At 66.0% G+C, this 11,768-nt stretch carries 10 protein-coding genes; 5 read left to right on the top strand and 5 right to left on the bottom strand.

Annotation, left to right across the window (positions count from 1 at the left end):
* Nucleotides 1-74: 74 nt before the first annotated feature.
* From BLEFHOIH_RS08475 to BLEFHOIH_RS08495, 5 genes are all read right to left on the bottom strand, one after another.
* Nucleotides 75-719, bottom strand: coding sequence for a pyridoxamine 5'-phosphate oxidase family protein (locus tag BLEFHOIH_RS08475; protein ID WP_245296924.1), 645 nt, complete (start codon nt 717-719; stop codon nt 75-77).
* Nucleotides 720-1,107: 388 nt separating this feature from the next.
* Nucleotides 1,108-1,572: a nuclear transport factor 2 family protein gene (locus BLEFHOIH_RS08480; protein WP_088344657.1), complete on the bottom strand. Its 465-nt coding sequence runs from the start codon at nt 1,570-1,572 to the stop codon at nt 1,108-1,110.
* 198 nt (nt 1,573-1,770) lie between these two features.
* A complete protein-coding gene (locus BLEFHOIH_RS08485; protein WP_088344374.1) occupies nt 1,771-2,685 on the bottom strand; it encodes an alpha/beta hydrolase in 915 nt (304 codons plus the stop codon).
* A gap of 271 nt (nt 2,686-2,956) precedes the next feature.
* Nucleotides 2,957-3,586: a 5,6-dimethylbenzimidazole synthase gene (bluB, locus tag BLEFHOIH_RS08490; RefSeq protein WP_088344376.1), complete on the bottom strand. Its 630-nt coding sequence runs from the start codon at nt 3,584-3,586 to the stop codon at nt 2,957-2,959.
* A gap of 259 nt (nt 3,587-3,845) precedes the next feature.
* Complete coding sequence (locus BLEFHOIH_RS08495; protein ID WP_088344659.1) at nt 3,846-4,736, bottom strand: MurR/RpiR family transcriptional regulator; 891 nt, start codon at nt 4,734-4,736, stop codon at nt 3,846-3,848.
* 188 nt (nt 4,737-4,924) lie between these two features.
* Between BLEFHOIH_RS08495 and BLEFHOIH_RS08500 the strand changes: the two genes are divergently transcribed.
* From BLEFHOIH_RS08500 to BLEFHOIH_RS08520, 5 genes are all read left to right on the top strand, one after another.
* On the top strand, nt 4,925-6,475 hold the full coding sequence (locus BLEFHOIH_RS08500) for an amino acid permease (RefSeq protein WP_088344378.1): 1,551 nt from the start codon (nt 4,925-4,927) through the stop codon (nt 6,473-6,475).
* Between the two features lie 63 nt (nt 6,476-6,538).
* Nucleotides 6,539-7,909, top strand: a complete 1,371-nt coding sequence (locus tag BLEFHOIH_RS08505) for a glutamine synthetase (RefSeq protein ID WP_088344380.1) — start codon at nt 6,539-6,541, stop codon at nt 7,907-7,909.
* A 130-nt stretch (nt 7,910-8,039) separates the two neighbouring features.
* Nucleotides 8,040-9,425 carry an aldehyde dehydrogenase family protein gene (locus BLEFHOIH_RS08510; protein ID WP_088344382.1) on the top strand — a complete coding sequence of 462 codons (1,386 nt, stop codon included), beginning with the start codon at nt 8,040-8,042 and terminating at the stop codon, nt 9,423-9,425.
* Nucleotides 9,426-9,606: 181 nt separating this feature from the next.
* Complete coding sequence (locus BLEFHOIH_RS08515) at nt 9,607-10,785, top strand: iron-containing alcohol dehydrogenase (RefSeq protein WP_088344384.1); 1,179 nt, start codon at nt 9,607-9,609, stop codon at nt 10,783-10,785.
* Between the two features lie 4 nt (nt 10,786-10,789).
* On the top strand, nt 10,790-11,653 hold the full coding sequence (locus tag BLEFHOIH_RS08520) for a type 1 glutamine amidotransferase (protein ID WP_088344386.1): 864 nt from the start codon (nt 10,790-10,792) through the stop codon (nt 11,651-11,653).
* The last annotated feature ends 115 nt before the right edge of the window (nt 11,654-11,768 follow it).

Genomic DNA, 11,768 nt, shown 5'->3' on the forward strand with positions numbered 1-11,768 from the left:
CGGGGAGTTTATAATCCAATGCTTTCAAGTTGCGGAATTGTCGAATTCGCCGGTTTTTGTCTGATTGCGCGGCCTTAGGCGCTCCCAGCCGCGTCGCGCAGACGCTTGACCTCTGCCTCGAGCGCCTGGATGCGGGCGTCCCTCGCCTCCAGCGCGGCGGCGACATCGGCGGCCTCGAAGCGCTGCGGAATATGCTGCGGGCAGTTCGCATCCCAGGCGGCGAGGGTGAAGAGGATTGCCTGTTCGGGCCGCGCCTTGTAATCCGGCGGCATCAGCTTTTCGATCAGCTCCGGATCGTCCTCGACCACCCGCGCCTCGCCCCAGAGCTTGATCCGCCGGCGATGGGCGTAATCGATCAGGAACAGATAGGCCTTGGGATTTTCCGCCAGATTGCCCTGGGTGATATATTGCCGGTTGCCCGCGAAATCGGCAAAGCCGATGGTCTTCTCGTCGATGACGCGCAGGAAGCCGGCCGGCCCGCCCCGGTGCTGGATGTAGGGCTGGCCGTCCTTGCTGGCGGTGGCGAAGAAGACGCTGGTCTGCGCCGCGATAAAGGCGGCGAGGTCAGGACCGATCGTGGTGTCCCAGCCGCCGCGCTCCTCCATGCGCTCATAGCCATGGCGCGATCCCTTGCGCGCCTGGATCGCCTTGACCGCCGGCGTGAAGGCGACGTCGCTGGAGGGGGTTTGCTCAAAGCGCATGTCCATGTCCTCGTCCATATCGCGTGTCCCCGTTCGCTTCGACCGTGATCGCTTCGTTTTGAATCTCAATTCGTCGCCCCGGCCGTCAGAGCCGGGCCTACTCGCCTAATCCGCTTGCCGCAGCGCTCGCGGATCGGGGATTGGGGTCCCGGTCCGGCCTGACGGCCGCCCGGGACGTCGGAGGAGAGGCCGAAGGCGACGCGCAAAGTCCCGATGAAGGCGGCGCCGCTTCTTCCCTCTCCCATGGGGAGAGGGTGGCACGCTAAAAGCGTGCCGGGTGAGGGGGTAATGCCTCTCCGTGAGGCAAAGCCCCGTCCTACCGATAGCGATTACCCCCTCACCCCAACCCTCGAGACCCGCTGCGGCCCGGCTGGCGGGCCACGTCCGTCTGATTTGCCGCGCTGCCCTAGAGGCCGAGATCGCTGAGCGAGGGGTGATCGTCGGGGCGGCGGCCGAGCGGCCAGTGAAATTTGCGCTCGCTCTCCTTGATCGGCAGGTCGTTGATGCTGGCGATGCGACGGCGCATCAGGCCCTCATTGTCGAACTCCCAATTCTCGTTGCCGTAGCTGCGATACCAGTTGCCGCTGTCGTCGTGGCACTCATAGGCGAAGCGCACGGCGATCCGGTTCTCGTGGAAGGCCCAAACTTCCTTAATCAGGCGGTAGTCGAGTTCGCGCTGCCATTTGCGGGTGAGGAATGCCTCGATGGCCTCGCGGCCCTGCACGAATTCGGCGCGGTTGCGCCATTGGCTGTCGACCGTATAGGCGAGCGCGACGCGGGCCGGATCGCGGGTGTTCCAGGCGTCCTCGGCGAGGCGGGCCTTCTGGGCGGCGGTTTCGGCGTTGAAGGGGGGAAGCGGGGGACGGCTCATGTCATACTCCTTGGTCGGCGGTTGCGTATGGCGATCCACCGCGCTGTCCGCAGGGGGCTGCGCGCGGTGGATCCTATCTTCCGTCCCGGGCGCCGCCATTCGGCAATGCGACAAGCTAAGCGCTCACGATCATTTGCGGCAGATAGCGGCTTCGGCAAGCATCCTGCCATATTCCGGAAGGCTTGCCGGAGGAGGCCTCTATTGTCGCGTCAGCTTGCGCTCGAGGAAGTCGCGGATCAGCGGAACCATCTCGCCGGCCCGGTCTTCCAGCGCGAAATGGCCGGTCGGGATCAGGTGAAATTCGAGATCCTTGAGATCGCGCTTATAGGGATGCGCGCCATCGGGCGGGAAGATGAAATCGTTCTCGCCCCAGACGATCAGGGTCGGCGGCTGGTATTTGCGGAAATAGGCCTGGACCTCGGGATAGAGCGGCAGGTTGGTGCGGTAGTCGTAGAGCAGGTCGAGCTGGATGTCGGCATTGCCGGGCCGGTCGAGCAGCGCCTGATCCTGCACCCAATTGTCGGGGGCGATGCGGCTGACATCGGCGACGCCGTCGGTATATTGCGCCTTGGTCGATTCCGGCGCGACGAAGCCGTTCAGCGCCTTGCGGCTCTCCGCCGAGCCATCCGCCCAATAGGTCTTGATCGGATCCCAGAACGCCTTCAGGCCCTCCTCATAGGCATTGCCGTTCTGGACGATCAGCGCCGACACCCTGTCCGGGTGCTTCAGAGCCAGCCGCCAGCCGACCGGCGCGCCGTAATCCATCACATACATGGCGAAGCGCTTGACGCCGAGCTGGCCCAGCAGCCCGTCCACCAGCTCGGCCAGATGATCGAACGTATAGGCAAAGCCCGCGCGGTCCGGCATGTCGCTGTGGCCGTAGCCGGGATAATCCGGCGCGATGACGCGGTAGCGGTCGGCAAGCGCCGGGATGAGATTGCGGAACATATGCGACGATGTCGGAAAGCCGTGCAGCAGCAGCACCACCGGCGCATCCTTCGGCCCGGCCTCGCGGTAGAAGATGTTGGTGCCGTCGACCTTGGCGGTGCGGTGGTGGGTGACGGTTACGTCGTCCTTGCGGCTTTTGGTCTTTTCGGCGATTGCGGTGGTCATTGACTACCCTTTCAAGCTGAAGGTCCTGCCGGATCCCTTGCGCGAGGCGGCAGGTCATACGTCATCGCGGCTATGCTTTGACCGCGGGAAGCCTTACGCGCCGGTTCTGCTTCGTTCTTGTCCGATCCGCCTATGTTTATGCTTTTGGGGATATTTTCCCGTTTGGCGGACGGCCGGGCTCGATGGCCTTAAACCACAATTGGGGTTTGCATCCCGTGCAAACAGCCCGCGAAATTGAGAGTTAGCCTTCCAGATTTCGAAAAGGACGGCGTCAGCGCGCGAGGATGAGCGCGGCGGGATCGCATCGCTTCTCCCATCCGGCGCGCTGTAGCAGCGGCTCGTCCGCCGGGCCATCGGGATAGCCGATGCAGAGATAGGCGATCAGCCGCCACGCCTGGGGCACGTCGAGGATCGCCGTCACCGCCTCCGGCTCGATGATCGACACCCAGCCGACGCCGATGCCGTGAACGCGGGCGCAGAGCCACAGCGTATGCACGGCGGTGACGACGGAATAATGCACCGTCTCGGGCATGGTGGCCCGCCCCAGGCCGCTGCCTTGCGCCGGCTCAGACTCGGCATAGACGGCGAGTTGGATGGGCGCATCGTCGAGGCCGGCGAGCTTCAGCCGGGCGTAGAGGCCGGCTTTGTCCGGCGCCTGGGCCGAGAGCGCGGCGGCGTTGCAGCGGCGGAAGACGTCTCGCACCGCAAGGCGGCGGCCGGGCTCGTCGACGCGGACGAAGCGCCAGGGCTGACTGAGTCCGACCGACGGGGCAAGGCAGGCTGTGGCGAGAATGTGCCGGAACAGATCTTCCGGAACCGGCTCCTTGCGGAAATGGCGGACGTCCCGCCGCCAGCGCAAAAGCTGTTCGAATTCAGCGGCAAATTCGGCGGAAAACTGCACGCGGCGGCCTCGGGCATCGCTTGATTGCGATTTCGACGGCAGATTGCGCCTGCGTCATCATACGTGCAAGTCCGGTTACGTCATCCACCGGCATCGGAATGCCATGCGGTCATCCCTCAACATACGAAATCCCCGCGAAGGCGGGGATCCAGTAATCACAAACTCGAAGTGGCTTTGTGCCCAACCACTTGCGCGGCGGCGCGGCGTACTGGATCCCCGCCTTCGCGGGGATCTCGGAAAGGGTCTTCTTTGCCCGGCCTCAAGGCGTGCGGCCGCCCTCGTCGAACAGGCGCCGCCGCAGCGTCTCCAGCCGCCCCATGCGGTCGGCGGTATCGAGGCCGGAGAGTTCGGTGACGCGGGCGACCAGCGCTTCGGTGACGCCGAGCAGCGCGGTGATCGAGTCCCACGCGCCGCCGCTCTCGACCGCGCCAATGAAGACATTCTGCGCGTGCTCGACGGCCGGAGCGTTCGGCGCGTCGGTGAACAGCACGACGCAGGCGCCCTGCTCGCGCGAGAGCTGGGTGAAGCGCACCACGTCGCTGGAATAGCGGCGGATATCGAAGGCGACGACCACTGTCTTGCGCCCGACATCGATCAGCCGATCCGGCCAGGTCGAGGACAGGCTGCCGATCTCCTCGACGCCGCCGCGCACGATCTGGAGGTGCCGCGCCAGCAGCCGGGCCAATTGCTGGGTGAAGCGCCCGCCGATGACAAGCACATGGCGCTTGGGATCGGCGACGGCGAGGGCGGCGGCCTCGAATTCGGCGGGCCGCAAGCCGGCAAAGGTCTCGGCCACGTTGCGCGACAGCCGCCCGGCGAAACTGCCGAGCCAGTCGGCGCCCTCGATCGAGGCCAGCCGCTGCGCCGACCAGCGCCCGAGCGGCGACACCGGCTCAGCGGCCAGCTCCAGCCGCAGCCGCTCCTGGAACGCCTCCCAGCTCTCGACATCGAGCTTGGACAGCAGCCGCAGCACCGTCTGGGGGCTGACGCCCGCCTCGCGCGCAAAGCGCGCCATCGGCCCGAGCCCGGCCGCCGGATAATGCTGGCGCAGATGCGCCGCCGCGCGGGCTTCCTGCGCGGTCAGGTTCGGCCAGATCCGGGCGATCGCCGCGGCCGTATTCTCGCGCCCGCCGCCATCAGACCCGGCCATGCCGCCCCGTTCCATTGTCAAGCTGCCTTTTGAAAAATGGTTCTTTCATTCCGTCTTGACTCAAGTAGAGGTTCTTTGGAATGATTATTCCAGAGAAAAATTTCTTTCAATAATATGAACGGGCTTGGGGCGAGCAGCGCAAGGCGGGCAGATCTTTCCCGCAGATTTCCAATATGAGGAATTCGAGCATGGCGCAGGATGGGCAGGGCGGCGTTATCTACAACAGCGTGGACAGCGCCTATTTCGAAAAGCGCGGATTGAGACGATATGCGGGCGTCGCGAGCCTGTGGGCGCTGGGGGTCGGCGCGGTGATCTCGGGACATTTTTCGGGCTGGAATTTCGGCCTCGCGCCGGGCGGTTGGGGCGGTCTCCTGATCGCGGCGATCCTGATCGCGATTATGTATCTCGGTCTCGTCTTCTGCATCGCGGAAATGTCGCCAGCCTTGCCGCATACGGGTGCCGCCTATTCCTTCGCGCGCACGACGATGGGGCCGTGGGGCGGCTTCATCACCGGGCTGTTCGAGAATGTCGAATATGTGGTCACGCCGGCCGTGGTGGTGTTTTTCATCGGCTCCTATCTGGGCTCCATATTTGGTACCGGGCCGGGATTTCAACCGTTCTACTGGATCGCCTGCTATCTGATCTTCGTCGGGCTGAACATCGCCGGCGTCGAGCTGTCCTTCAAGGTGACGCTGACGGTGACGCTTTTGGCGCTGGCCTGCCTCGTCGGCTTCTGGCTGAGTGCTTTGCCGGCCGTCGACTTCAATCGCTGGGCGCTGAATATCGGCGTCGGCCCGGACGGCTCGGCGGTCGAATTACCCGAGGGCCATGGGCCGTTCCTGCCCTTCGGCATCTGGGGCGCGCTGGCGGCGATGCCTTTCGCGGTCTGGCTGTTCCTCGCCATCGAGCAATTGCCGCTCGCCGCCGAAGAATCCGTCGACCCGAAGAAGGACATGCCCAAGGGCATCATCCTCGGCATGCTGACCCTGATCGTCTCGGCCTTCATGATCCTGTGGCTGAACTCCAGCGTGCCCGTTTCGCGCGAAGTGACCGACAGCGTGACGGGCGCCACCTCGACCATCACCGGCGCCTTCGCGCTGGCCTCGTCGGGCGAGCCGCTGCTCGACGGCTTCCGCGCCATCTACGGCACGGAGATCGCCAAAGTGCTGGCGCTGATCGCGGTGATCGGCCTGATCGCCAGCTTCCACACCATCATCTTCGCCAAGGGACGCCAGATCTATTCGCTGTCGCGTGCCGGCTATTTCCCGCGCTGGCTGTCGGTCACGCATGACACTTTCAAGACGCCGCATGTGGCCATGATCGCCGGGGCGGTGGTCGCGCTCGCCATCATGCTGTCGATCTGGTTCTATGTCGGCGTCGATGCCAGCACCGGCATCATCGGCGGCACCTTGCTGAACATGGCGGTTTTCGGCGCCATGTGCTCCTATATCGCTCAAGCCGTGTCGTTCATCCTGCTGCGCACCCAGCACGCCCAGATCGAGCGGCCCTATAAAAGCCCGTTCGGCATCCCCGGCGCGGTGGTGACCATCGTCCTTGCCCTCATCACCATCGGCTTCCAGTTCGCCGATCCGATCTACCGGCAGGGCGTCATCGGCGTCGCGATCTGGTTCGCGGTCGGCATGGTTTATTTCGCGCTGATCGGGCGGAGGAAACTGGTCTTGTCGCCGGAGGAGGAGTTCGCGCTGACCAAGGGCGCGGCGGAATATAAGAGCTACTAGCTGCGTGTGCCGGGCGGGGCCGGAGGCGCCCCGCCAATTTCTCTCCAGCAACGGGCTTTTGCGATGCTTCCGCAGGATGTGAAAACCGCCGCCGACGCGCGGGCCATCGTCGAGGAGCGCGGGCTTTCCCATGTGAAGGTCGGCGTGTTCGACGCGGACGCCGTCATGCGCGGCAAATATATGAGCCGCGATAAGTTCTTCGCCTCGCTCGACAAGGGCTTTGGCTTTTGCGACGTGGTGCTCGGCTGGGACTCCAACGACCAGCTCTACGACAATGTCAGCTTCACCGGCTGGCACACCGCCTATCCCGACGCCGCCGTGCGCGTCTTGCCGGAGACCTGCCGCCCGGTGCCCTTCGAAGGCGACATGCTGCTGTTCCTGGCCGAATTCGCCGGGCCGGCCGAAGCCGTCTGCCCGCGCGGGGTGCTGCGCAAGGTGCTCGCCCGCGCCGCCGATATGGGCTTTGCCGTAAAGGCGGCGGCGGAATTCGAGTTCTTCCTGTTCGACGAGACACCAGACAGCATCCGCGAGAAGAATTATCGGGGCCTGAAAAACCTCACACCCGGCTTCTTCGGCTATTCGATGCTGCGGGCCTCCGTCCACGCCGAGTTCTACCGCGATCTCTTGGAACTGTGCGGCGAGATGCGGATGCCGCTCGAGGGCCTGCACACCGAGACCGGGCCGGGCGTGCTGGAAGCCGCCATCGAAGTCAGCGACGCGCTGGAGGCGGCCGACCGCGGCGCGCTGTTCAAGACCTTCACCAAAATCCTTGCCCAGCGTTCCAAACTGATGGCGACTTTTATGGCGAAATGGTCGAAGGACTGGCCGGGGCAATCGGGCCATCTGCATGTCTCGCTCAACCGGGCGGCGGATGGCGGGTCGGTTTTCTATGAGGAGGGCAAGCCGCATGGCATGTCCGACACCATGCGCTGGTTCGTCGGCGGCCAGCAGGCGCTGATGCCGGAACTGCTCGGCATGGTCGCCTCGACGGTGAATTCCTATACGCGGCTGATCCCGGGCTTCTGGGCGCCGACCGAGGCGAGCTGGGGCATCGAGAACCGCACCTGCGCGCTGCGCGTCATTCCCGGCTCGGCCAAGTCGCAGCGCGTCGAGTACCGGATCGCGGCGGCGGACATCAATCCGTATATCGCGCTCGCCGCCGCCATCGGCTCGGGCCTGTGGGGCATCGAGCACAAGATCGAGCCGGACGCGGCGGTCGAGGGCAACGCCTACGAGAAGAGCTTTCCCAAGGATCGGGCCTTGCCGCGCACCTTGTTCGAGGCGTCGGAGCGGCTGGCGGCAAGCGAAGCGGGCAAGGCGCTGTTCGGCGAAGCCTTCGTCGAGCATTATGCGGCGACCCGGGCCTGGGAAGAGCGGGAGTTCCGCCGCGCCATCACGGATTGGGAGATGCAGCGCTATTTTGAAATCATCTGAGGCGCAAGCGGCTCCCCCTCACCCGGTCGCTTCGCGCCCGCCCTCTCCCTCGGGGGAGAGGGCTCCCGCCGAAGGCGGGTGGGTGAGGAGATCGGCCGCAAAGACATGAGCATTCGACAGGAAACCCGCATTGACTGACATCATCTGCACCTCGCCGGTCAACGGCCATGTCCTCGACAGCCGGTCCTTCGCCACGCCTGCCGAGATCGACGCCGCCGTGGCCGCCGCCAGGACCGCGCAAAAAACCTGGGCGCGCATGCCCTTGCCGGACCGCATCGCCGCCGCCCTCCGCTTCCTCGACGCGCTAAAGGCCATGAACGAGGACATCGTCCCGGAACTTGCCCTGCAGATGGGCCGCCCGATCCGCTATGGCGGCGAAATCCGCGGCGTCGAGGAGCGCGTGCGGCACATGGCCGGCATCGCCGAGGAAGCGCTCGCGCCGATCTCCCCTGCCCCGCGCGACGGCTTCATCCGCACCATCAAGCGCGAGCCGCTCGGTCTCGTCTTCGTCATCGCGCCCTGGAACTACCCCTACCTCACCACCGTCAATTCCGTCGTCCCCGCGCTGATCGCGGGCAATGCGGTGATCCTGAAACATTCCGAGCAGACCATCCTGGTCGGTGACCGCTTCCAGATGGCGATGGACCGCGCCGGGCTGCCGGAGGGCCTGTTCCAGCACGTCGCCATGTCGCATGAGGGCGCGGCCAAGCTGATGGGCTCCGGCCTCGTCGATCACGTCAGCTTCACCGGCTCGGTGCGCGGCGGCCGCGAGATGGAGCGGGCGCTTGCCGGCACCTTCGCCAGCCTCGGCCTGGAGCTGGGCGGCAAGGACCCCGCCTATGTCCGCGCCGACGCCAACCTCGCCCACGCCATCGAGAACCTCGTCGACGGCGCTTATTTCAACTCCGGCCAGAGCTGCTGCGGCATCGAGCGTATCTATGTCGACTCCAGCGTCTACAACGATTTCGTCGCCGGCTTCGAGACGCTGGCGCGTGGCTATGTGCTCGGCGATCCGCTGGAGACGGAAACCACGCTCGGGCCGATGGCGCAGGCGCGCCTCGCCGCCACGGTCCGCGAGCATATCGCCGAGGCGGTCGCCAAGGGCGCCCATGCGCATGTCGATGCGAAAGCCTTCGACGCGGACGAACCCGGCACGCCCTATCTCGCGCCACAAATGCTCACCAACGTCGATCACTCGATGCGCGTCATGCGCGAGGAGACCTTCGGCCCGGTAGTCGGCATCGTGAAGGTGGCGTCGGAAGCCGAGGCCATCCGGCTGATGAACGACAGCGAATTCGGCCTCACGGCCTCGATCTGGACGTCTGATGCGGAGGCCGCCGAGCGCATCGGCGCGGAGATCGAAACCGGCACCGTGTTCATGAACCGCTGCGATTACGTCGATCCCGGCCTGCCCTGGACCGGCGTCAAGCACACCGGGCGCGGCGCGGCCTTGTCCGTGCTCGGCTACCAGACGCTGACGCAGCCCAAGGGCTATCACCTGCGGACAAAACTTTGATTCGAGAGCCGCTTCGGATGGACCGCTCGCCCATCACTCAACCGAAATCCCCGCAAAAGCGGGGATTCAGTCTTCACAAACTCGAAATTGGCGTTCTGCCTCACCTCAATTGCTGCGGCGTACTGGATCCCCGCCTTCGCGGGGATTTCGAGAACATCTTCATCCCGCTTAGGACATTGCGATGACTGCGATTTTGACCGGAAGCTGGAATTACCCGACACGCGTGCTGCACGGGCCGGGGCGCATCAAGGAACTCCCCGAGGCGTGCAGGCTGGCGGGCATCTCCCGCCCGCTGCTGGTGACGGATGATGGGCTGAAAGCCACGCCGATGATCGCCGCCGCGATGGATGTGCTGGCCGAGGCCGGGCTTGCCGCGACGCTGTTCTCCGGCGTCAAGGGCAACCCCACCGAGCCGAATGTCACGGCCGGGCTCGCCGCATATCGCGCGGGCGAGTGCGACGGCGTCATCGCCTTCGGCGGCGGCTCGGGGCTGGATGTGGGCAAATGCATCGCCTTTATGTCCGGCCAGACGCGGCCGATCTGGGATTTCGAGGATATCGGCGACTGGTGGACGCGCGCCGATCCCGCCGGCATCGCGCCCATCGTCGCCGTGCCGACCACCGCCGGCACCGGCTCCGAAGTCGGCCGCGCCGCCGTCGTCACCAATGAGGCGACGCACGACAAAAGGATCATCTTCCACCCGCTGATGCTCCCGAAGATCGTCATCTCCGACCCGGAGCTGACCGTCGGCCTGCCACCGAAACTGACCTCCTGGACCGGCTTCGACGCGCTCGCCCATTGCCTGGAAGCCTTTTGCGCGCCCGGCTTTCACCCGATGGCTGACGGCATCGCGCTGGAGGGCTTGCGCCTCATCAAGGACTATCTGCCCCGCGCGGTCGCCGATGGCGGGGACATCGAGGCCCGCTCGCGGATGCTTGCGGCGGCATCGATGGGCGCGGCGGCGTTCCAGAAGGGCCTCGGCGCGGTGCATTCGATCTCGCACCCGGTCGGCGCCATCTACGACACCCATCACGGCATGACCAACGGCATCGTGCTGCCCTACGTGCTGGCGTTCAACCGTCCCGCCATCGAGGAGAAGCTGGTCCGGGTCGCCCGCGCGCTCGACCTGCCGGGCGACGGTTTTCCCGCCGTGCAGGACTGGCTGCTCGCTTTCCGCCGCGACCTCTTCGTGCCGCATACGCTCGCCGAGGTCGGCGTCACCGAGGACCGGCTGGACGAACTGGCCGTCAAAGCCGAGGCCGATCCGTCGACCGGCGGCAATCCGGTGCCGATGAAGGCGGCGGAGTTCAAGACCGTCATCCACGCCGCCATTCGCGGCGAACTCGGCGCCGGCGCCTGATGCCATGACGCTCCGATTGCTTGTCGCCGAGGGCAACACGGCCGAGACCCGTGCCAGCCACGAGGCCCAGACCGGCCTGACCGCCAGCGCCCATTACGCCAAGGTGCTGCAAGACCTCGCCGCCGACGCGGTGGTGGACATCTGCTTCCCCGCCGATCCCGGCGCGAACCTGCCCGCCCGCGCCGGCCTTGCCGATTATGACGGCGTCGCCATCACCGGCTCGTCCCTGAACCTTTGGAGGGCCGAGCCGGCATCGCTCGCCCAGGTCGACTTTGCCCGCGAGGTTTTCGACTCGCGCGTGCCGTTCTTCGGCTCGTGCTGGGGCTTGCAGGTCGCGGCGGCGGCGGCGGGCGGCGCGGTGCGGCTCAATCCGAAAGGCCGCGAAATCGGCTTCGGTCGCAAGATCGCGCTGACCGGCGCCGGACAGGCCCATCCCATGCATGAGGGCCGCCCGCTCGCCTTCGACGCCCCGACCGTGCATAGCGACGAAATCGGCGCCTTGCCGCCCGACATCACCGTCACCGCCACCAACGCCATGACGCAGGTGCAGGCGGCGGAAATCCGCCATGCGGGCGGCGTGTTCTGGGGCGTGCAATACCACCCCGAATATCATTTCGCCGACATCGCCGCCGTCATCGAGCGCTATGGCGAAAGGCTGCTCGCCGACGGCGTCTACGCCTCCCCCGAAGCGCTCGCCGCCCATGCCGAGGACATCCGCGCCATCGGCCGCGACCCCGCCCGGCGGGATCTTGCCTGGCAGCTCAGCGTCGACGCCGACGTGCTCGACCCGGCCATGCGCCTCACCGAGATCGCCAATTGGCTGAAGCATCAAGTCCGACCGGCCCAGAGCCGGCGCTCGCGCGGGTAGGCGCGGCGATGCGGGTAGGCCCCGGCTCTAAAGCGCACTGCTTAAGATGGTGGCGCAGTGTCGCAAGATCCGCAGCCGGACTCCCTCTCCCTTGGGAGAGGGCGGGGGTGAGGGG

The sequence above is a fragment of the Rhodomicrobium sp. R_RK_3 genome (assembly GCF_002198715.1).
Classification (GTDB): Bacteria; Pseudomonadota; Alphaproteobacteria; order Rhizobiales; family Rhodomicrobiaceae; genus R-RK-3.

What these genes read in the sequence shown, in the direction of transcription:
- BLEFHOIH_RS08475 (WP_245296924.1), bottom strand. Translation starts at nt 719, where the DNA reads ATGGACGAGGACATGGACATGCGCTTTGAGCAAACCCCCTCCAGCGAC.
- BLEFHOIH_RS08480 (WP_088344657.1), bottom strand. Translation starts at nt 1,572, where the DNA reads ATGAGCCGTCCCCCGCTTCCCCCCTTCAACGCCGAAACCGCCGCCCAG.
- BLEFHOIH_RS08485 (WP_088344374.1), bottom strand. Translation starts at nt 2,685, where the DNA reads ATGACCACCGCAATCGCCGAAAAGACCAAAAGCCGCAAGGACGACGTA.
- BLEFHOIH_RS08495 (WP_088344659.1), bottom strand. Translation starts at nt 4,736, where the DNA reads ATGGCCGGGTCTGATGGCGGCGGGCGCGAGAATACGGCCGCGGCGATC.
- BLEFHOIH_RS08500 (WP_088344378.1), top strand. Translation starts at nt 4,925, where the DNA reads ATGGCGCAGGATGGGCAGGGCGGCGTTATCTACAACAGCGTGGACAGC.
- BLEFHOIH_RS08505 (WP_088344380.1), top strand. Translation starts at nt 6,539, where the DNA reads ATGCTTCCGCAGGATGTGAAAACCGCCGCCGACGCGCGGGCCATCGTC.
- BLEFHOIH_RS08515 (WP_088344384.1), top strand. Translation starts at nt 9,607, where the DNA reads ATGACTGCGATTTTGACCGGAAGCTGGAATTACCCGACACGCGTGCTG.
- BLEFHOIH_RS08520 (WP_088344386.1), top strand. Translation starts at nt 10,790, where the DNA reads ATGACGCTCCGATTGCTTGTCGCCGAGGGCAACACGGCCGAGACCCGT.